Consider the following 20,822-nt stretch of genomic DNA (forward strand, 5'->3'; position numbering starts at 1 on the left):
TTATTATTTTTACTGTAAAGTGGTTTAAGGGCTCAATGCCTTGAGCCCACCAAAGTAATGCTATAGTTGAAAAATGTACGGTATCACTTCACCGTTAAATATCTCAATTACTCCATAGGTTGGCCCCTGTGGACCACGGGGTTGGGTTAGGCTACCGGGGTTAAAAATTAATATGTTATCAACAACTTCTGATACAGCAACGTGCGTATGACCATAAATTACCACATCTATGTTATGACTTTTGGCCTCGTGCAGCAGCGTATCATGCCCTGCCTTGACCCGATGTCGATGACCATGGATAAGCCAAATTCTTTTACCAACGGCATTAATGGTGATATCTTCGGGCTCCAGTATATCCCAATCGCAATTTCCTGCCACCGCATATACAGGCAGTTTTTTTAATACCCCTAGTTCTTTGGCATCTCTAAAGTGGTCACCGGCGTGTAGCAAGCAATCTATCGGACCCATTTGGGTTAAGGCCAGTTTAGCCAGTTCTATATTACCATGGGTGTCACTTAATACCCCAATACGCACCTTATTCTCACTCTTCCTTATTTACACTTTTTACTCTTTTAGTTAGTATATTCACCATACCCTGCAATGCTCTGCCCCGATGACTAATTTTGTTTTTTTCTGTCATGTCCAGTTCGGCAAAGGTTTTGTCAAACTGGGGCACATAAAACAAGGGGTCGTAACCAAAACCACCATTGCCCCTTTCTTCCTCTAGAATATACCCTTCGCAAGCGCCATCGCTGGTTTCCACCGTTCCCTCTGGGGTACAGATAGCAATAACACAGCGGAACCGGGCGGTGCGTTGTTCCCAGGGTACATCCTTCATCAACGCCAATAGTTTGCGATTATTGGCCGCATCATCCTTAGGTTCGCCGGCAAACCGCGCAGAGTAAACCCCCGGTTGCCCGTTTAAATAGTCCACTTCCAAACCGGAATCATCTGCCAACGCCGGTAAACCTGTATGCTGTGCCGCCTCTTTAGCCTTTTTAATGGCATTTTCACTGAAGGTACTGCCATCTTCTATTGTTTCCGGCATGCCAGGATAATCCGCCAGAGACAAAACGCTAATATTTAGCGGTGCCAGTAATGTATTAAATTCTTTTAATTTACCTTTGTTGCCACTGGCCAATACCAGTTTTTGCACCTAAACACGCACCTTTCCTACTTTATCAGCAATTTTCCCCAAGGCTTCCCTTTGGCTGGCAATCAGTGCTTTAATGCCCGCTTCGGCATAATTGAGCATGGCTTCCATATCTTGGCGGGAAAAGGTAGCTTCTTCACCGGTACCTTGAATTTCTATAAATTCACCCCCACCGGTCATGACAATATTCATATCCACTTCGGCAGCAGAATCCTCTTGATAATTTAAGTCTAATATCACTTCGCCATTTAATCTTCCAACACTAACGGCCGCCATGAAATCCCGCAGGGGAATTTGTTTTAACACTTTTCTTTCCACTAATAAATTTAAGGCATCAACCAAGGCCACAAAGCCCCCAGTCATGGAAGCTGTTCTGGTACCCCCATCAGCTTGAATGACATCACAATCAATGGTGATGGTTCTCTCTCCCAAAGCCTCTAAATCTATTACCGAGCGCAGTGCCCGGCCAATTAACCGCTGAATTTCCATCGTGCGTCCACCTAACTTACCCCTGGCCGCCTCACGGACCGTGCGGACACCGGTGGCCCTAGGCAACATAGAGTATTCCGCTGTCACCCAACCTTTGCCTGTCCCCTTTAAAAATGGTGGCACCCTTTCTTCCACCGTGGCATTACAGATAACCTTGGTATCCCCCACTTCGATCAATACTGAACCCTCTGCATGTTTGGTGTATTTCCTGGTTATTTTTACTGGACGAATTTCTCCTACTTTTCTGCCATCGGATCTCAGCAATACTAGTCCCCCTTATAATTTTATGTTCTGGGCCGTCTATTGGCTTTAGTGGCAAATTTAAACTGGTTGGGATAATCACTGGTTTCATCCTCATCTACCGGCCCAACTAAGCCAGCTATGGTATAGAATTTGTTAATTGAGTCCCATTTAAACTCCTTTAACAGCCTAAAGTTTTCAATTTTATTAGTGCTAGTGACATGTAAACGGGGCCCGGTACATCTTACCTCCTTGCCACCGACACTGATATGTTGTTCATCTTTATAATGAATACTAATATCCTTGGCAATCATTTCCTTAACGCGTCTTTCCACCTCTACCAAATCTATGTCCGGTTTTTCTCTAAATTCCAGCACAAAACCATGCACTAAATCATCGTGCTCAACGGCTTCTTCCAGCCCCATATCCCGCAACACAAAACTGGTCATATCTTCAGCTGTATGGGCCATTTTGCGATAGATTAGTGATTCAAAAACTATATCCGCTATTTCCTGAGGTTTGGGGCCAAAAATATTGGGCCGAGTAACTATTACTTCTTCCCCAATACCAATTAACATGCTGGCGTTGTAATTAAGGTGGGGATAAAGCAAATCAAAGTGTTCCACCACCACCCGGTGTTCTGCATCCACCGCTTTTTTGACAGCCTCTGCCAATTGGTAGGGCTGGGCAAAGGCAGTTTCAAAACGCATATCTAAATGATAGGTATAACTGCGGAAATGACCTCGCTCAGCATCATCGAGCAAAGGTAATGGGCGCAGGTTAATACCATCATCATCATTGGTTAGTTCTAACCCTGGAAACATGCCCCGGATAAGCAGCGATTTACCTGCCCCAGCATCTCCAATAAAGCCAATTAGTTTATCCTGAGGATCTAAATACCGCTGAGATATGCTGGAACCCAAAGCCATTAAACGTCGTCGCCCCCTGGGGGCAAAATAAACCGCATGGGATAAATATTCATGAACAAGGTTTATCATAAAAAAACCTCCCACTTTAAAAATCTAGGTTTTTCTGATGTCATATTTGGCTTCTTCTTTGGCTAACATAACTGCTTTGCCAAATGCTGCGCTGGCTTGGGCACCAAGGGTGTTTAAATCATACTCCGGATAAAAGTGCGTAATCATCAGCTTTTTGGCACCCACCTCTCGGGCCAGTTCGCCCGCCTGTCGGGCAGTTAAATGGCCACTTTTCACAAATTCAATGTCTTTATCCAAACCACTGGCCTCGCAAAGAAATAGATCAGCACCCGCCGCCAATTGTGCCAAGTCCTTTGTCCGGGCAGTATCACCGGAAAACACCAGTTTTCCTTGGCCACCATCTACACTGACTGCATAGGCTGGCAGTAGATGGTAGTTGGTGGCAAACTGCAACTGCATCATACCTACCCGGGCTTGTCTGACCCTAATATCATCGGTTAACTGCACCAACGGCAGGTCTTCTATCGGGTTAATGATAAAGGCGTCGGTATACTGAGCCAACCGTTCAAAATCTGCGGTGGGCTTGTTGGGAACAAACAGCGCCAAAGGGCCGGTCCGTTGACCATCTCTGATTGCTCCCGCAATGGCGTGACGTAAACAAAACAAGTCCAGATAGTGATCGGGATGTAAGTGGGTGATGATCACCGCTGCTAACCGGCGAAAATCCAACTGCTTTTGTAGTTTACCAAAACTGCCATTGCCAGCCTCGAGCATAATGAAGGTTTCGCCATTTTGAATCAAGTAACCAGAACATGCCCCCCCTGGGGCCGGATAAGGTGCCCAACATCCTAAAACCGTAAGCTGCATTTTGTCATCTCCCTGTCCCTGCAATATTGGTTTACTGCAAAGCTAACTTTTTAGCTGTTACCGCACAGCCAATGGCCCCATTGTATTGCGGATTATCCGGCACCAACACTTCTTTGTTCAGCTCTTGGGTGACAATCTGTCTTAACGCTTGGTTTTGAGCCACCCCGCCGGTAAAAACAATGGTGGGGCTGGCCAATTTTAACAACATTGGTTTTACCCTTTTAAAAATGGTGTAGTTAACTCCCGCCGCCAGTTCGGCCACCGAATAGCCCTCAACCACTTTACCGATTAATTCTGTTTCTCCAAAAATAGCACAGGTTGATGATAATTCCACCGGATGCTGATAATGTTTACTTAGTTCAGCCAAATCAATATCTAATACCGCTGCCATATTTTCCAAATATCTGCCGGTGCTGGCAGCACAACGATCGTTGGTTTCAAAATCCACCATGCGCCCTTTTCTGACCAAAGCCACCTTGCTATCTTGCCCACCTAAATCCAGCATGGTGAAATCTTCTTTACCGGTGAGATACACCGCTCCAGTGACGTGGGCTTTAATTTCGGCAATGTTCTTTGCCCCTTTAAGGTTAATGGTTTGCCGTCCGTAACCAGTACTCACAATTTGTTGCCAACCAATGTCACCTAGCCCTAAGGCTGATAAATCCACCAGCAGTTGGCCGTCCTCCATGTGTCCATGTTCTCGATAAAAGGATACAGTATCAAATTTATGTAATTTTAGCTGACCCTGGTCATCTAGTATTGCAACTTTAACATTTCTACTGCCTAAATCTATGCCAGCATACACTTTGTTTTGTCACCTCAGCATTTCTAAAAATGAATCCAACCGCATTTTGGTCCGGGCGTCTAGTTTGTTAGGCTTATCCCCTTCCAAGGTCAATATTGGCACATCAATTTTTTGCCTAATAATTAAATCTTCGATTTGCCGATAGCAAAAACTTTGGGCGTAACTAATTACCCCATCCAATTGCCGCAATTTAATTTGCTCTATAATATCTTCTAAGCGGTAAAAAATACCATAGGGGTAAGAATAAAGCCGATATTGTTCCACTAGATCATCGGTATCAAAGGGCATGGCAAACTGACGTTGCACCTCATTGTAGACCACCCGGGCCCCTCGTTCTTCCAGGTAATCATAAAGGTCATCCATAATTGGCGGTACACCAATATAGCCAATCCGCAGTTCAGTTTTTATTTCCGGTTGTTGGGGCAGTTTAGCCAGGTAATCGTCCATCTCTTTAGCAAATTGCTCGGGATTGCCGTTAAAGTCACTGGAACAAACTTGGAACAGGTGATTATCAAAACCGCTAATTTTATTGTCCTGCCAAGTTAGCTGATCCATCTGCCATAGTCTTTTCCGCACCGCGTCCAGTGTTTTTTTGGTTTCATTCACTTGCTCCCAGTCGGTACCTAAGGCTGTCATCAGTTTTTCTATTTGTAATTTTAACAAATCATAGTCTCGATCAAAGGGGTAGGCGAAGGGAATTACTTTAATGCCAGCCAGATCCAGCGTTTCCATCAAAGCATGGGTGTTGCTGCAGTCTCCTTGGGTAACGGCAATGACGGTATCTATATCTTTGTTGTTCAACACAGTGGTGTAGATACCCTTAATCCAAGAACACAAGTTTCTGGGATAGCCAGCCAACTCGGCTTCTTCTACCAACAATTGTGGATTATTGTGCGTAATAAATATGTTGTTTAAATCCACTGGCACCATTCCGGCAGCATAAACTACCTCTGACGGAATGGTGGTGGTAATTCCAATTTTTTTCATTAATTTACACCCTTTGCCCTTAGCAACACTTGTAATCTACTCATTTCGTTATAAACCACCATAATGGCATCGTCCACTGCCATGCCGGGTTTAGCCAGCATTTGGTCCGGTCTGGTGGCCATGGCCACATGAACACACACCTCAGCAGAACGGTTAGTTTCGTTACAGGTACCGCCTTGGTAAGCACCGATGCCCTTTGCTTTGGCATATAGGATTGCTTCAATGGTATTGTTGATGCCACCTAAATCTGGGGTTTTTATTTGCACCATATCACCGGCGCCGGCATCTACAAATTCTCGAATATCTTCTAACGTGTTGCACCATTCATCGGCCACTATTTGCACGTTAATGCCTTTGGCCTTTACTGCTTGACAGAGGTTGGCCAGGGCTGCAATTTGCCCTTCCTTACTGCCGACATCCATTGGACCTTCAATGCGCAACTGCAATGGCGAGGCCGCCTGTTCTAGTTTACCCAAATAATCGGCCATGGCCTCGGTGTCATCGGCAAACAATTGGCCAATGGTGCCATAAACGTCGATATGTAACACCGGGCGATATTGATCGCCCCCCAGTTTTTTCACTCTGCCCTTTAACCAGCTGATATATTCTATCAATTTACTGCCATCGGTGCCCAACTTGGTTTCCATGTTGTTAATTAACCCATGGGGTAACACATCAACCCTTTTAATTATTGCCTTATCGGCGTTAATGTAGCGGTCGTCACCGGTTTGGGTAAAAATTGGCACCGGTTGGGCAGATAGTGGCGTATGATATTCTTTGGCCACCACTTCGGCCATGGTTATTTTTTGGCTTTTGGCCACCGCATCTAACAAAGCCTGGGTGACACCGTAGCGAATGGCGGTGTGAAACCGAGTACCGTCAGCATGTTGTAATTGATCAAATTCTTCGGCTAAGGCTTTAAATTCGGTCAGTTCTCTGCCAATTAGGCGTGGAAAAATTTCTTGTTCAATAACTGGAATAAATTCGCTGGCTAAAAACAGTGGATCCCGTCCCCCGGCTCCCGAGTACTGCACCGCCGCACAATCGCCGTAAGCCACACTGCCATCTTCCAACACCAGTATGATGGAAATGGATTCGCCCCGTTGTCTAACGGCGGTAAAACCTGGGGTTTGGGGCTCACCCAATATGGTAAAGCCGTCTTGGGCTGCCCCCTTTTTAATCGCCTTTTGATCATCAAAATAAAATCCAGTTAAGCCCGGTGAAGCATAAGCACTTATTACCTTCATTGTTATCGGTCTCCTTACACAGTTTTTTGTGTAATTATTTTTTGTTTCTAACAAACGCTACTGTTTAATTTTGAATTCTGAATTATGAATTTTGAATAGCTAGTTTTTCTTAATTCAAAATTCAACATTCCTAATTCATAATTGCTTTTATCTTGGTCTGCCAACCAGCATGCCTTTGCCGATGGCGTAAACATCGTCAATTACCATTTGGAAACTAGGTTGGCGGCCTTCTTTTTCACCACGTTTGGCTATTTTTTCTTGGTGGAAATCGATAATTTCCCGCTTAAAGGGCAGGTTGCCAAAGTCCAGCAACCTTACAGCGCCATTGTTGTCCCTTGCCGGCAGCAGGCGTCCTAAGTTAAATCTGCTGGGAGCAAAGGGCACATCGATAATCCCCGCTTGGAAGGCCCGTACAGTACCTAAAGCGATGTCATTTTCGCCAAATTCTAGTACTCTATTTAAAATAGCTCTTACTTCTTTTCTAATCATCTCTTTTTCCTGTTGTAACTGCTGGTTGTCTGGGAAACTTTGGTCCTTTAACATATTTAGTAATTGTTTAGTGGCTTTTATGCCCGAGGCATTGGCCTCTTTGGTGGGCACACCCATGGCTTCGTGGGGAGTTTTCACAATAACTTTGGTGGCCTTGGCCAATGCAGCTGTGGCCGCACCCCAACTAATTACCCCAAAGGCTTTGCTTTCATCCTGGGGGAAACCGCCCATCCATTGGTGAAACACTGTGGACAGATGAACATCTTTAAACCCAAATTGATCTAGGTATTCTTGGGCCAGTTCCTTCAGGGTGATCACTGCAGCCACGTCCTGCTCTAAATTACCACACTGACCATAACCTAAAGTAATGCTTTTAACCCCTTGTTCGGCTGCCAAAAGGGCCTCAATAATGCCCACGCTGTGGGATATGCAAGGGGGCACCAAGGTACCGGTTAACGGGCCAAAGGGTTCCCGGTTAATACAAATACCCTGTTCCTCATAATAGCCAATTAAACGGTCCACATATTGCCAATCGATGATGGAACGCTCCAACGGCACATCTTTAGCATAGGGAATGTTATAGGAAATTCCGCCACCTTCAAAACTGGTAAATCCGCCGGCAACGGTGATCTCTGCCAATAGTCTAGCATCTGGTGTGCCATGACGTACCTGCACCGGAACTTTCACCGATTCCACCACTTTACGACAGGCGCTAATGCCATGGTTAACTGCTGGAAAGCCATTAAGCATAGAACGTCCCACCGTCCGGCTTTCATCAATACCGGTTTGTGCTTCACCATAGCGATTCTGCCTGGTATAGCTGTCTATGGTGGTGGGCAAGCAATCTGCCTCCCCTTCTCTTTCTAAATACTGCAACAGTTCAATGTGTTCTTGCACCAAAGCCACCCCAGCTCTGGGTTGGGCTAGTGTCCGACCTTCGGCTTCAGCCTTGATCAGCAGTTCGGAAAACCGCCGATTGACGTCGATTTGTTTTTGATATTCCAAGCCCTCATCGAAATCCACGTCACTACCTGTTGGCCAAGATTGCAGCACCTCTTGGCGTATATTATTGAATTGCTCCCAATCTATTTTTTTGTTGACCAGTTTCACCTTATCCTCTCCCTTTAACGCTTATTTATATATTTTTTCATTATGCGCAAAGTTTTCTCTGGTTCAACCTCTGCCAATAATCCCATTGATGCCAATAAATATTGGCTATCAATTAAAAATTCTGGTTGTTTTGGTTTCAATATGGTGGGATTCTCTTCTTGAAAAAGAACAGTCTTTAAAATATCGCTGGGGTTAGGGTGATTAGCAATAACACCACCGGTGCCAATAACATAAGGAACCTCGGTCAGATCCTTGCCGGTTTGTACATAACTGGCACCAAAGGGGGTCCAAACCACCTCTAACACACCGGCGTGACGCTCCACCGCCAGCCCTGCACAATAAGCAGCCATCGCCGTTTCTATGCGCTTTTCTTCCTCATCCCTGGGCAGTAAGCTATAGTCCTGCTGCAAATCGTCAATGTATTGTTTTACCTTCTCCGCAGAGGTTTGGGTGTATCTTTCCAAACTGCCTGGGGGTAAAGACTCAAACAAGGATAGAGAACTAACCCGCATGCCCAAGTCGCCTTCCACCGTTCGTTTGCCAAAGGGCTGTGGTAATCCTCTAAAATTCACTCCGGATTTAGTTGGCAAACCATTTGCCAGGGAATGCACATCTGTGGTGGCACCACCAATATCCACCACAATTAATTCACCCAGTCCTTTTTCGTTGCCATAACCTGTTGCCAACAATTGGGCCGCATTTAATACCGCCGCCGGCGTGGGCATTAAAATTCTTTCAATAAAAGCCTCTGCCTTCTTTAATCCTTTGGCCTCTATAATTGTATCTAAAAACACCTGTCGGATTAAATTGCGGGCCGGTAAAACATTGAGCTTGTCCAACTGTGGCAGTACGTTTTCGGTAACCAACACCTTTTTACCAGCTTGGGTAAGAATTTGTTCCACTTTATCCGCCACCGACTTATTTCCAGCCACTATGACGGTGGATTCAATTATACTTTCTGCCAACATACTGGCATTGTGCAAAAGCACTTCTTTATTACCACCATCGGTGCCGCCCGCCAGCAGCACAATGTCCGGCTTGACAAGTTCGATTTCATTAATCTCTTTAATGGCCAGTTCATGGGCGTATACACCCAACACTCTGGCACCGGCACCCAATGCCGCCTGTTTAGCCGCTTCCACCGTCAAATCCTTGACCAGTCCAATGGCCGCAATCCGCAAGCCACCAGCGGCACTACTGCACCCCAGCTTGTATTTAAAGTTTAGCTCCGCAGTGCCCAGCTGTTTATGTATTTCTGTCATGGCTCGGTCTAAACCATCCATTATATTGCTTTCTACAGTGGTACGCCCCCGGGCAGTTGCCACCACCTCTTCGGCCACTAAGTCTACAATTGTCACTTTGGTATAGGTGCTGCCAAAGTCAAGCAATAAGGCTAATTGCATTGCTAACACCTCTTAATCTAAATCAAAGTCTATTTTTAAATCATCCACAAATTCTTGCGGCATAGTTCCCGGTGGATAAACCCGATCAAAACCCATATCCTTAAATCTTTTTTCCACCTCTTGCCAGTCCTGTTTGCCCACCACCAGGTTGCCGCCAACATAAAGTTTAATGTTGTCCAAACCAGATTCTATCGTCTTTTCCTTCAGCCCACGACAATCTATTTCCCCGTGTCCATATAGTGACGAAACCGCAATCACATCGGCATTGGTTTCCACAGCAGCGTTAATAAACTCTTCTTGGGAGGCCATAACACCAATGTTTACCACATTAAAGCCGGCTTCGCTCAGTGCAAAATGCAAAATGCGGTTACCCACTGCATGTACATCAGCACCAATTACCCCCAGTACAATGGTAACTTTTTTCTTGTCGCTCATCTTATCCCCTCCATCAGCAGCAGACTTACCAATAAATAAAAAATACTATGTAAGTTATACTTTTCTCTAGCTTGTAAATTGTTCCTGCTTTTTATCCCAGCATATCAAAAAAATCAAGCTCAGAGAATAGCTCTGAGCCAAAATTTAATTGCCACTAAAGTATGCATTTATTCCCCGGGCTATGGCCTCGGCAACCTGCTGGCGGAAATTACTGTTTGCTAACAACTTTTCCTCTTCGGGATTACTGATATAGGCTGTCTCCACTAAAACGGAAGGCATTTTGCTTTCTCGGAGCACCGCAAAATTGGCCTCCCTAATGTTCTTGTCCGGCAGATTAGCATATTGCACCATTTCATTTTGTATATTTTGCGCTAAGCGCTGGCGGTCAGCCCTTTGGGCATAAAGATCCGCTCGACTGCTGGGGGCATAAAAATAGGTACTGGTGCCCCGTATACTGCTGTTGGTGTTGGCATTGGAATGAATACTGACAAAAATATCTGCATTAATGCGGTTGGCCATATAGGGTCTTTCGGTAAGGTCAACGGTTTGATCACCGGTGCGACTCATCTCCACTTGGGCACCCTGTTGTCTTAAGATGGCCGCCAACTTTAAGGCCATATCTAAGTTTACGTCCTCCTCCCAAGTGTTGCGGCTGTAGCCAGGAGCGCCAGGATCACTGCCACCATGTCCGGCATCAATAAAGATTACTTTGCCCTCAACAGCATCTGTATAATTCACTTTATTTAATTGAATTTCTAAAGACTGCCCCTGGTTAGTGGTATCGGTACGATAACTAACTGGATTTGCCAAATCTAATACCATTCTGGTAATTAGCGGTTGGGTACTGAATTGTCCAATACGAATTTCCGTTACAGTTGACGAGTTCACCTTTTGAGCTTCTGGTAATTGACCTAAATGTACCCCCTCAAAATTAACCACTAAACGATTGGGATTACTGAGGAAGAAAGTGTTATAGCTTAATTTAGTATCGGCCTCAACGGTAATTACTGTTTTATCACCATCTGTTACTACTTCAATATCTGTCAACTGATGACCGTCGTAATCCAATTGATCTTTGTCCCCATCCCTATCACTGCGATCATCACCATTGGTTTCTTCATCATCCGTTGGTGCCGGCAGCCAAGAGACTAAGTTCCGTTCAATATCATCGCCCCTGGAGGTTGCTTGGCCACCGGCGGGAGGGGTTGAAGTTGACGCTGTTGGCGGAGTGACTGTTGTGCTAACAGTTTCTACCTTAGCCAACCAACCGGCTAACCAAACCTCTTTGCCATCACTATGCTTTAATTTTAACCAATCACCTTCCTTAGCTAAAACCGGTAACTTGTCCCCTTGCTTAGCTTGTCCAGCTATGGGATAACTGGTTCCCGGACCGCCTCGCAGATTGACATCGGTACCGGTTATCACTGCCATTTCAGTGGTGGTAGATGTGGTGTTTGGTATCGTCTGTGTCGGTGCTGACTGGTTAGGCGTGGCAACAGGGGCACTATCCACTTGGGCCAACCAACCGGCTATCCAAACCTCTTTGCCATCACTATGCTTTACTTTTAACCAATCACCCTCCTTAGCTAAAATCGGTAACTTGTCCCCTTGGTTAGCTTGTCCAGCTATGGGATAACTGGTTCCCGGACCACCCCGCAGATTGACATCGGTACCGGTTACCACTGCCATTTCGGTGGTCTTTTGGGGGGGATTTGATGCTGGCTTTTGCTCTATTGCCACCAGCCAACTGGCAATCCAAGCTGTTTGACCATCACTTTTTTTAACTTGATACCAATCACCTTGTTTACTTAAAACAACAAGCCTGTCCCCTTGGGTTACCTGTCCTTGGCTGGCATGATTTGTGCCCGGACCGCTCCTTAAGTTAACATAGCTACCCTTTACCACCGCTGTTTGGTTGGTGGCTGCTTCTGCAATATGGTTACTTATTGGCATGGTTAAACATAAAGCGCTAAGGGCCAGTACCAATAATTTATTCATTGTCATCATCCCCATTGATAGTTTTTCTCCTTATAGACGGGGAAATTCTACATAACGTTCCAATTACCCTCCTAATAAACCAAAATTAACCTTGAAAATACTTGTCATTAGACATACTTTGGGGAGTGGCTCTTTACAAAATAAGTAAAAAAACCAACCCCTAAGGGTTGGCGCTGGTTATAATAGAATCTTCTCTGGTTAAAGGCTTAGCTAAATTAATGTGTCCGGCTAAGGTTTCCACCACTTCACCATCAATAAGAATTTGTACTTCTTGTACACTGGCATATTGGGTTAAGGTATTCACAATGGAATATACTGTCAATTGTTCATTGCCACTGCCACCAGAGTGGTTTTGTTTTAATTCCGAGCTAAAATCCACTGTGCATAACCCACCTTTGATATTAATGTCCTTTAGCTCAGTACCTGGCGGTAAAGTGGGCAGTAATCCCGAGTTGGCAGCGGGCCCCTTTGCCAGTTCATACATGGTCATTCTGGCCAAGCCATCAACCTTTGGAATTTCCCGCTGTTGGGCCACCAAGTAGCCGTTATCATTGGCAAAAAACAACACCACTGATGTTTTATCCACCACATCATTTAAAACTGTTACATCTTCCGCTGTAACTTCCTGCCGGGTCTCTGCATCGCTAAGGGATATTGTCTCCTCGGCACTTTCACCTTCGTCACCACAGGCTATTAACACGCTGGTAATGAACAACAGCAAAAAGATTAACAGATACCTGCTTTTTATTTTTTTGTCCATTATCTAATCCTCCCCTAAAACAGTGCAATTTTTATATATTTATGCTTCAAACACAACAAATATTACCAATATATGGATTATTATTAAAATTTTGTCTTGACTGCATAATCTGGCCTCAACTTAGTCATAATTTTGATATTGAGGATTATAGGAGGGATCAAAATGCCAGTTTTTAACACAGTTATTGTCTGTCTGTTTTTGCTAATAATTAGTTTCTTCTTACCCTGCACCGCCCTGGCCAATTATCATTATTGCCCAATTCACTGTCAGGCGGAAGATACTTTATCACTGCAGCAACCCTACTTAACGGGCATTGATATTTCAATTTTACAGTTGGAATTAATGCAACTGGGCTATTATGATGGTAAATTAGACGGTGTCTACGGACCTAAAACCGCTGCCGCTGTAGCCAATTTTCAGGAAGATGAAAAACTGGTGGTGACCGGGGCCGTTAAAGCAGAAACCTGGGACAAATTAGCTACTTATTTAGAAAAACCGGTGGTTAACGAGCTTCCCCCTCCCCCCAGCGGTGATATTGCCCTGGTGGTGGATACAGTCAATCGCACATTAACGGTGTTTAGTGATAATGAACCCTACCATACTTTTCATGTTGCTGTGGGAAAGCCAGAGACCCCCAGTCCCATTGGCACCTGGAAAGTGACCCGTAAAGCGATGAATTGGGGCACCGGCTTTGGCACCCGTTGGATCGGCCTTAATGTCCGCTGGGGCATCTACGGCGTTCACGGCACCAATAAACCAGGTTCCATTGGTAGCTATGCCAGCCACGGTTGCATTAGAATGCATAACAGCAAAGTAGAACAATTATACCCCTGGGTACCGGTTAATGCCCCGGTGTACATAGTGGGCAATCCCTTTGGCGTTCCGGGTCATACCCATCGCACCATTTGTAAAGGAGAAAAGGGCCCCGATGTCGCCATGGTCCAAGCCTATTTGAAGCGCAAAGGCTATTATGATCAAGAGGTGGATGGCATTTTTGGCCCTGGTATGGAACAGGCGATATTTAATTTTAGAGCAGATCATAACTTGGTGCGGGATAACCGAGTGGATCGGGAAATGTATGAAGTGATGAAACTATAAAAGGGCTGCGCCCTTAATTTTCAATTATGAATTCTGAATTTTGAATGACATATTTTAAAGAAAATATTCAGTGTTGACGCAAAAGGCCCCTGCATATCAATGTGCAGGGGCCTTTTTGGGTTTGTTTATTTTCTAATTGTTTCTTCATTACTTTTCACTGGGTTTAGCTGTACAATTCTGGGTTTAAAGTTTAGTCTCCTTAGCAATTGGCTGTATTCTTCTGGGGTGGTGTCTTCCCAGCTCTTTTCTAACATTGCCACTAAAACGGCTTCAATTACGTTGGTACCAAAGGAGCGGCCGTTAAATTCGGGGGTAGTGGTTACCAAAGTGCCCGCACCCCGTTGGGCTAGCATGTCAACATCGGCAGCGGTGGTGGTATTGGTGATAATCATCTGGCCATTAAGTTTTTCCGGAAGGTATTTGCGAATTAAGTGATAATCACCAGCAATTATTTCTGCTCGGTGATAATATTTAGCGTACTTAGTTGCCTTAGCAATGTCGTTTTTGTCCTGTTTATTGCCGGTGGGATAAAGCATTTTAAATGGTACTTTAGTGAAGATGGGTAATAACCTACGGGCAATGGTTTCCAGCTTTTCGATGGAGTATAGCGGGCAAGGAATACCAACAGCAAACATTAAATCACCGAAGGTAATATCACATTGGGCTTCATTAAAAGCCTCTGCCATGCCAAATCTATCCACCGCACTAACCATTAGCACCTTGCTGCCACTGCCTATTAAACCTTTGGCTAAGAGATAGCTGACGGTTTCCCTTTCTAAAGTGTTTTTTACGCCACTGCCATCCACCACCGGTGTTTTAGATACAACTTGTTTTAAACGCAACCCATCCTTTATGGGGTAGCGTTTTTTGCCAGCATACAAATATATATCTATGCCGCCTAACCCAATGGCGTCTACATTGCCATCCAGTTGGCGTAACTTTTCCATTGCCCTTTGCATATCACCATCGGTGCCCACCCTGCTCATTTCAAATAATTCTCCCAACAGTTCCACCGTAATGGTATGGTCACGTTTGGATGAACCGAGACTAACGCTAATAACCCTTTTCAACGCCTAGGCCTCCATCTTATTGCAATCTAATTTAATATTACAAAAATATATTAACATTGTAACCATAATTCTACAAATTTAATTTTACTAGCCTGGCAAATGCCACCTGCATCGAAGTAATAGTTACCGTTTTTGTCGGTACCGGTTGATATCAGTTGCTGGTTGCCGTTCTGACCTTTCCATAACTGCAATCACATCACCCATACTGTCTACATACCCCGATTGCATTACATTCACCAAGGTGTCATTTAATAACGGTGCTTCTTGCCGTTCTTTAAGCCGTTTCACCGCCTCATTAAAATCTTTAGGCCGCTCTATTTTTTTCAAACTGATCCACCCCCCTTGTTTAGTTTAGATTGCTTTGGTGGAGTCAGGCACCACCTACTTCCATATTGGTTTTTATATGGTTCCTCCCTTTTCTTTTACCAATTGCAATGCTTTGTCCAAATGGGCCTCGTCAGTCACCGCGGTCACTAAAAAGCTGTTGCCACCGGCAACACCGTAATTGGTATCACCGATACCGCTAACCGAAGGATCAGCCGCCATTAATATCCGGGCATCTTGACTGTAAAAGCGGTCGGAAGTACCAGAGAAAATTATCAGGTTGGTTTGACTGGGTTCACCGCTAAAGGGATTATTTATTTCTGCATCCGGAGCATAGCCGTACCGTGATACCCGATCAACCTGTACCTCTTCAATTCCCAGTTGTTTTAAAGATTTTGCTGCCGCTTGGGCATCATCACTGGAAGAAAAATAAGCTAAAATTGCCCTTTCATCAGGGGACATTGGCATTTTTTCATAACCTCCTCATCTCTGTTTGCTTTAGTTTTCCCACATAATATAAGAATTTGTTACAGGTTTCATGTAATTTTTACCATATATGTGAATATTCTACCTTTCTGGTTTTTGCTAGTGTATAATATAACCAGGACTCCAAATTTTGCAACAGGGTGGTGATACTAACATATGCTTTTTACAATTTCATAGCGACCTCATTAAAAATTGGAGTTAATTAAGGAGGCCATAATGTTAAAGCAACGTGGGTTTATTAAGGTTACTCTGTGTTCAACCTTAATTACGGGTTTATTGTTTTTTTCTAGTCATTTTGCTGACGCAGGACAGACATATACAGTGATACCTGGCGACAGCCTTTGGAAAATTTCACAGAAATATAACATTTCAATTAATCAATTAAAGAAGCTCAATAATTTAACCAGTGATGAAATTTGGGTAGGACAAAAACTGGCAGTGGCTGTAGATACTAATAATAGTGCAAGTAACAGTAACACTTATACTGTACAGCGAGGCGACAGTTTATATCTAATTGCCAAAGCCCATGGCATCAGTGTTAGCGATTTAAAAGCTGCCAACAATTTAGCTGCCAATGAAATTTTAGTTGGGCAACAATTAACTATCCCTAACTCTAAAGCAACAGTGGACAATCCCCAAAATCAAAAATATACCGTAGTCCCTGGCGATAGCCTGTATTTTATTGCTAAGCGTTTTGGTACCACTGTGGACAACCTGATGAATGTTAACCAATTAACCAGTGACAGCATATACGTCGGCCAGCAATTAATTATTTCTGCAAATAGTCAATCATCGACACCAACACCGAAACCGCCAGCAACAACACCTGACAAAGTCAGTTGGCAGATCCCCACCGGGGTAAATCTATACTATGTTAAATCGGGCGATTCTTTAAGCGGCATTGCCCAAAAATATGGCTCCTCTGTGAATGCCATTATCAAAACCAACAACATGAAAAGCCAACTAATCACCCCAGGAATGCCACTATTTGTGCCCAACTCCCAAAATCCTGTTTCCATTAGCGCACCAAAGGGGCCACAAAAAACTGGCTATGGCGAGCTGTTGCCTTGGGAATTTGCCAACTGGTTTTTTAACCACGAAAGTACCGGGGTAATTAAAGATTTGGCCACCGGAACCACCTTTAAGATAAAACGCATTGGCGGCGGCAACCATGCCGACTGTGAACCGCTAACAGCCAGCGATACTGCCATTATGAAAGGTTTATATGGTGGATCCTGGAGTTGGCAGACCCGTCCAGTGATTCTAGAATATCAAGGTAGACAAATTGCCGCTTCTATGGCTGGCATGCCCCATTCCTTTGACAGTATTGCTGGTAACAATTTTGATGGTATGTTCGACCTGCACTTTTTACACAGTCGCACCCATAACACCAATTCCGAAGACCCCAAACACCAAGAGGCCGTTAAAAAAGCTGCCGGTAACTAGTTTGATAAATTTATACACAAGAAAAAGGCGTGACTTTAATCACGCCTTTTTCTTGTGTATAAATGTTATAATAGATAAACTATTTTTTATTAAATGCAGGATTTCTTCGCTAATTATGGAAAAAGTAAGTTTACAAAATAAAAGGGGCAATAATAATGTTGTACGTCGATAAAAACGAAGTATTACGTTACCTAGGTTATAAACCCAATAGCACTAAATTTACTCCAGATATGTTGGCAAAGATTGACTATTACATATCACTGGGTATAACTCTGTTGGAGCCCAACACCACCTACCGCATATTTAATCACCTCGACATCACCGACCGAGGGGTGGAGATAGCTGAGGCAGGGTTGGTGTTACCAGGCAATGATATCTCCAACTTACTTAGAAACGCCAAAAAAGTCTGCCTAGTGGCAGCCACCATCGGTCCTCAGTTGGAGGCTAAAGTTTCCCAGCTCTTTAAGAGCAATGAGTATGCCGCCGGCACCATTTTAGATGCTGTGGGCAGTGACGCAGTGGAGAAAGTGGCCGACCAACTGCAAGAGCAATTAAAATTAAAGGCTAAAAAACAAGGTTACCACCTAACTTGGCGCTATTGTAGTGGCTATGGAGATTTGCCGCTGGAAGTAAACCGCCCTTTTGCTAAAATAGTTAATGCCGCCAGCATTGGTATAAATATTACCGAAACCTGCGCATTGCAACCGGAAAAGAGTATCTTTGGCATTGTTGGTTTTACCGTCGGCGAGCAAGATGTGCCGATACTAAATAAATGTGCAAATTGCGGTGCCGAAAATTGTGCTTATCGAAATAGGGGGGAAATGTGTGCTAAAACTAGCAGAAATACTAAAGAATAATGTGTTGGTCTTTGATGGAGCTATGGGTACACTGTTGCAAAAACAAGGCCTGCTGGACGAAGGGTGCCCAGAACTTTTAAATGCGGAACAGCCCCAGGCCATTACAGAAATCCACCGTTTGTATGTGGAAGCCGGAGCCGACATTATTGAAACCAACACCTTTGGTGGCAACAGAATTAAATTAGGGGAATTCGGCTTAGAAAATCGAGTGGCAGAATTAAATGCCGCCGGTGTTAGGGCCGCCAAAGAGGCCTGCCATCAAGACACCTTAGTGGCCCTATCGGTGGGACCAACGGGTAAAATGATGCAACCAAGTGGCCCGCTAACCTTTGGCGAGGCCTTTGCTGTATTCAAAGAACAAATTGTCGCCGGCGTCGAGGCCGGGGCGGATTTAGTCTGTATTGAAACAATGTCAGATTTGGGGGAAGCCCGGGCGGCTGTACTGGCCGCTAAGGAGGCGGCGCCAGAGTTACTTGTAATCTGCTGTATGACCTTCCAACCGGACGGTCGCACTTTGATGGGCACCGACCCAGCGACTGCAGTCATCACACTACAGTCGCTGGGAGCAGATATTTTAGGGGCCAACTGTTCCGGTGGTCCCAAAGAGTTGGAACAGGTAATTGCCACCATGGCCACCGTGAACAAAGTGCCCCTCTTGGTACAACCCAACGCCGGGTTACCAGTGTTAGAAGGGGATCAAACAATATTTCCGCTAACCGCTGCCGAAATGGGCCATTATGCTCCTCTGCTGGTACAGGCCGGTGCCTCGTTAGTGGGCAGTTGCTGTGGTTCCACGCCGGAATTTACAGCGGCCATTAAAAAGCAGGTGGCTGGTTTAACCCCCATAACACCGGGGTATCAACCGAAAACCTATCTCACATCCAGCACTAAAACATTAACGGTGGGAGGCAGCGCCCCCGTTAGAATAATTGGCGAACGCATCAATCCCACCGGCAAAAAATTATTGTCGGCAGAACTGCGTCAAGGTTCACTGGCCCGGGTGGTGCAGGAAGCGGTGCAACAGGTGGAAAAGGGTGCCGACATATTGGACGTCAATGTGGGTTTGCCCGATATTGATGAGCCCGCCATGTTGGTGAAAGCGGTTAATGCGGTACAAAAGGTTGTCAGCGTACCTTTACAAATAGACAGTACCGATGTCAAGGCACTGGAAGTGGCACTGCAAGCCTATCACGGCAAAGCGCTGGTTAACTCGGTAAATGGTAAGGAAGGAAGTTTATCCACCGTGCTGCCGCTGGTGAAAAAATACGGCGCCTGCGTACTGGGCTTAACTCTGGATGAAAACGGCATTCCGCCGAAGGCTGAGGACAGATTAAAAATTGCCCAACGGATAGTGGCCCGGGCTGAGCAGTGCGGAATCCCCAAAGAGGATGTGTTGATAGATTGCCTAGTGCTTACCGCCAGTGCCCAACAACAAGAGGTATTGGAAACCATCAAGGCGGCTCAGTTAGTGAAAGAACAGGTGGGTGTGGGCACGGTGTTGGGTGTCAGTAACGTCTCCTTTGGCTTACCAAACCGTAAACTGTTAAACAAAACCTTTTTAGCCATGGCCCTGGCTGCCGGTTTGGATGCCCCCATTATTAACCCCCATGACACCGAAATGGTGAACACCATTAAGGCGGGCCAAGTACTGACCTATCGGGATCAGGATTCTAAGCAGTTCATTGCCGCCTTTGCCAATCAGCCCCAGAATACTGCCCAACAACCCCAGACAGATGCGCCACCTAGTCCGGCAGATGCCCTTTATAAAGCAGTGGTCAGCGGTTTAAAGGAAGGTGTTACCCAACTGGTGGCGGAGGTGTTGGCCAGCGGTAAAAATATGCTGGAAGTGGTGGACGAAATCTTAATTCCAGCCCTAGACGATGTGGGTACAAAATATGAAAAGGGTGAGTTTTTCCTCCCTCAATTAATGCAGTCGGCAGAGGTGGTACAACTGGCCTTTGCCCGGTTGCGTCAAGAATTGTCCGCCACCAATACGGTGGATAAGGGCACCGTCGTTGTGGCCACCGTTAAGGGAGATATTCACGATATTGGCAAAAATATTGCCAAAGTATTGTTGGAAAACTACGGTTATAACGTCATTGATCTAGGGAAAGATGTGCCTCCAGAGGTGGTAGTGCAAGCAACTAAAGAACATCAAGCGAAACTGGTGGGTTTAAGTGCTTTAATGACCACCACCATCCCCAGTATGAAAGAAACCATTATTCAATTAAAGGCAGCTAAGCTGGATTGCCAAGTGATGGTGGGCGGCGCGGTACTAAATCAACGCTATGCAGATATGATCGAAGCCGACTATTATGTCAAAGACGCCCGGGAAGGGGTTAGAGTGGCCCAAAGAATATTTTAAAGCTATAACCTAAAGGGGCTGTTGCTTTTGGCAACGGCCCTTACTACAGACTTAATGCTTAGGATAGCAAAAAATAAAAAAACCTGTGGTTAAAAACCACAGGTTTTCTGGTGGGCGATGACAGGATCGAACTGCCGACATCCTGCTTGTAAGGCAGGCGCTCTCCCAGCTGAGCTAATCGCCCTCACATGTTTTGCTCACTTGCTACGTTACATAATATATCATAAAGGATGACACCCGTCAATAGTTTGTCTT

General features: G+C 45.0%; 20 protein-coding genes and 1 tRNA gene. 4 read left to right on the plus strand and 17 right to left on the minus strand.

All coding sequences use genetic code 11. The features are described 5' to 3' along the window. Positions 1–60: 60 nt before the first annotated feature. From V6C27_00695 to V6C27_00755, 13 genes are all read right to left on the minus strand, one after another. Positions 61–534, minus strand: coding sequence for a metallophosphoesterase (locus V6C27_00695; protein MEG6614944.1), 474 nt, complete (start codon positions 532–534; stop codon positions 61–63). 7 nt (positions 535–541) lie between these two features. Continuing rightward, on the minus strand, positions 542–1,156 hold the full coding sequence (locus V6C27_00700) for an XTP/dITP diphosphatase (GenBank protein MEG6614945.1): 615 nt from the start codon (positions 1,154–1,156) through the stop codon (positions 542–544). Continuing rightward, a complete protein-coding gene (gene rph, locus V6C27_00705) occupies positions 1,157–1,906 on the minus strand; it encodes a ribonuclease PH (protein ID MEG6614946.1) in 750 nt (249 codons plus the stop codon). It lies immediately after the preceding gene. Positions 1,907–1,926: 20 nt separating this feature from the next. Continuing rightward, on the minus strand, positions 1,927–2,880 hold the full coding sequence (locus V6C27_00710) for an alanine-tRNA synthetase second additional domain-containing protein (GenBank protein MEG6614947.1): 954 nt from the start codon (positions 2,878–2,880) through the stop codon (positions 1,927–1,929). A 24-nt stretch (positions 2,881–2,904) separates the two neighbouring features. Beyond that, a complete protein-coding gene (locus V6C27_00715) occupies positions 2,905–3,687 on the minus strand; it encodes an MBL fold metallo-hydrolase (protein MEG6614948.1) in 783 nt (260 codons plus the stop codon). Between the two features lie 31 nt (positions 3,688–3,718). Continuing rightward, a complete protein-coding gene (locus V6C27_00720; protein ID MEG6614949.1) occupies positions 3,719–4,492 on the minus strand; it encodes an acyl-CoA dehydratase activase in 774 nt (257 codons plus the stop codon). 9 nt (positions 4,493–4,501) lie between these two features. Continuing rightward, positions 4,502–5,479 (minus strand): 2-hydroxyacyl-CoA dehydratase, encoded by a 978-nt coding sequence (locus V6C27_00725; protein ID MEG6614950.1) that lies wholly within the window; start codon positions 5,477–5,479, stop codon positions 4,502–4,504. After that, positions 5,479–6,726: a methylaspartate ammonia-lyase gene (locus V6C27_00730; GenBank protein ID MEG6614951.1), complete on the minus strand. Its 1,248-nt coding sequence runs from the start codon at positions 6,724–6,726 to the stop codon at positions 5,479–5,481. The genes V6C27_00725 and V6C27_00730 overlap by 1 nt, the downstream gene beginning before the upstream one ends. Before the next feature lie 147 nt (positions 6,727–6,873). Continuing rightward, complete coding sequence (locus V6C27_00735; GenBank protein ID MEG6614952.1) at positions 6,874–8,325, minus strand: methylaspartate mutase subunit E; 1,452 nt, start codon at positions 8,323–8,325, stop codon at positions 6,874–6,876. Between the two features lie 14 nt (positions 8,326–8,339). Beyond that, positions 8,340–9,728: a methylaspartate mutase accessory protein GlmL gene (glmL, locus tag V6C27_00740; protein ID MEG6614953.1), complete on the minus strand. Its 1,389-nt coding sequence runs from the start codon at positions 9,726–9,728 to the stop codon at positions 8,340–8,342. A 12-nt stretch (positions 9,729–9,740) separates the two neighbouring features. After that, complete coding sequence (gene glmS / locus V6C27_00745) at positions 9,741–10,163, minus strand: methylaspartate mutase subunit S (GenBank protein MEG6614954.1); 423 nt, start codon at positions 10,161–10,163, stop codon at positions 9,741–9,743. A 144-nt stretch (positions 10,164–10,307) separates the two neighbouring features. Beyond that, complete coding sequence (locus V6C27_00750) at positions 10,308–12,161, minus strand: N-acetylmuramoyl-L-alanine amidase (GenBank protein ID MEG6614955.1); 1,854 nt, start codon at positions 12,159–12,161, stop codon at positions 10,308–10,310. Positions 12,162–12,321: 160 nt separating this feature from the next. Further along, positions 12,322–12,921 (minus strand): GerMN domain-containing protein, encoded by a 600-nt coding sequence (locus V6C27_00755; GenBank protein MEG6614956.1) that lies wholly within the window; start codon positions 12,919–12,921, stop codon positions 12,322–12,324. 162 nt (positions 12,922–13,083) lie between these two features. Here V6C27_00755 and V6C27_00760 point away from each other — a divergent pair, with 162 nt between their 5' ends. Next, entirely contained in the window at positions 13,084–14,019 is a 936-nt protein-coding gene (locus V6C27_00760) for a peptidoglycan-binding protein (GenBank protein ID MEG6614957.1), read from the plus strand. A gap of 125 nt (positions 14,020–14,144) precedes the next feature. Here V6C27_00760 and V6C27_00765 read toward each other — a convergent pair whose 3' ends face one another. From V6C27_00765 to V6C27_00775, 3 genes are all read right to left on the minus strand, one after another. Further along, on the minus strand, positions 14,145–15,089 hold the full coding sequence (locus V6C27_00765) for a quinate 5-dehydrogenase (protein MEG6614958.1): 945 nt from the start codon (positions 15,087–15,089) through the stop codon (positions 14,145–14,147). A 123-nt stretch (positions 15,090–15,212) separates the two neighbouring features. Next, the gene (locus tag V6C27_00770; protein ID MEG6614959.1) at positions 15,213–15,416 is read right to left on the minus strand and encodes a hypothetical protein; all 204 of its coding nucleotides are present in this window, start codon (positions 15,414–15,416) and stop codon (positions 15,213–15,215) included. A 72-nt stretch (positions 15,417–15,488) separates the two neighbouring features. Continuing rightward, complete coding sequence (locus V6C27_00775; protein ID MEG6614960.1) at positions 15,489–15,881, minus strand: hypothetical protein; 393 nt, start codon at positions 15,879–15,881, stop codon at positions 15,489–15,491. A 234-nt stretch (positions 15,882–16,115) separates the two neighbouring features. On the opposite strand from V6C27_00775, the gene V6C27_00780 reads away from it, so the two are divergent. The 3 genes from V6C27_00780 (at position 16,116) to V6C27_00790 (ending at position 20,567) form a co-directional block, all read left to right on the plus strand. After that, the gene (locus V6C27_00780) at positions 16,116–17,345 is read left to right on the plus strand and encodes a LysM peptidoglycan-binding domain-containing protein (GenBank protein ID MEG6614961.1); all 1,230 of its coding nucleotides are present in this window, start codon (positions 16,116–16,118) and stop codon (positions 17,343–17,345) included. A 155-nt stretch (positions 17,346–17,500) separates the two neighbouring features. Further along, a complete protein-coding gene (locus V6C27_00785) occupies positions 17,501–18,202 on the plus strand; it encodes a hypothetical protein (protein ID MEG6614962.1) in 702 nt (233 codons plus the stop codon). After that, on the plus strand, positions 18,171–20,567 hold the full coding sequence (locus tag V6C27_00790) for a homocysteine S-methyltransferase family protein (GenBank protein ID MEG6614963.1): 2,397 nt from the start codon (positions 18,171–18,173) through the stop codon (positions 20,565–20,567). The genes V6C27_00785 and V6C27_00790 overlap by 32 nt, the downstream gene beginning before the upstream one ends. A 108-nt stretch (positions 20,568–20,675) precedes the next feature. Here V6C27_00790 and V6C27_00795 read toward each other — a convergent pair. Further along, positions 20,676–20,751 (minus strand) — tRNA-Val (locus V6C27_00795). Between the last annotated feature and the right edge of the window lie 71 nt (positions 20,752–20,822).

Source organism: Peptococcaceae bacterium 1198_IL3148 (assembly GCA_036763105.1).
Lineage (GTDB): Bacteria > Bacillota > Desulfotomaculia > Desulfotomaculales > Desulfohalotomaculaceae > JBAIYS01.

Excerpts from the sequence above, each read along its gene's own strand:
- V6C27_00755 (MEG6614956.1), bottom strand. The coding sequence starts at position 12,921 with ATGGACAAAAAAATAAAAAGCAGGTATCTGTTAATCTTTTTGCTGTTG.
- V6C27_00780 (MEG6614961.1), top strand. The coding sequence starts at position 16,116 with ATGTTAAAGCAACGTGGGTTTATTAAGGTTACTCTGTGTTCAACCTTA.
- V6C27_00730 (MEG6614951.1), bottom strand. The coding sequence starts at position 6,726 with ATGAAGGTAATAAGTGCTTATGCTTCACCGGGCTTAACTGGATTTTAT.
- V6C27_00775 (MEG6614960.1), bottom strand. The coding sequence starts at position 15,881 with ATGCCAATGTCCCCTGATGAAAGGGCAATTTTAGCTTATTTTTCTTCC.
- V6C27_00710 (MEG6614947.1), bottom strand. The coding sequence starts at position 2,880 with ATGATAAACCTTGTTCATGAATATTTATCCCATGCGGTTTATTTTGCC.
- V6C27_00785 (MEG6614962.1), top strand. The coding sequence starts at position 17,501 with ATGTTGTACGTCGATAAAAACGAAGTATTACGTTACCTAGGTTATAAA.
- glmL (MEG6614953.1), bottom strand. The coding sequence starts at position 9,728 with ATGCAATTAGCCTTATTGCTTGACTTTGGCAGCACCTATACCAAAGTG.
- V6C27_00760 (MEG6614957.1), top strand. The coding sequence starts at position 13,084 with ATGCCAGTTTTTAACACAGTTATTGTCTGTCTGTTTTTGCTAATAATT.
- glmS (MEG6614954.1), bottom strand. The coding sequence starts at position 10,163 with ATGAGCGACAAGAAAAAAGTTACCATTGTACTGGGGGTAATTGGTGCT.
- V6C27_00725 (MEG6614950.1), bottom strand. The coding sequence starts at position 5,479 with ATGAAAAAAATTGGAATTACCACCACCATTCCGTCAGAGGTAGTTTAT.
- V6C27_00715 (MEG6614948.1), bottom strand. The coding sequence starts at position 3,687 with ATGCAGCTTACGGTTTTAGGATGTTGGGCACCTTATCCGGCCCCAGGG.
- V6C27_00750 (MEG6614955.1), bottom strand. The coding sequence starts at position 12,161 with ATGAATAAATTATTGGTACTGGCCCTTAGCGCTTTATGTTTAACCATG.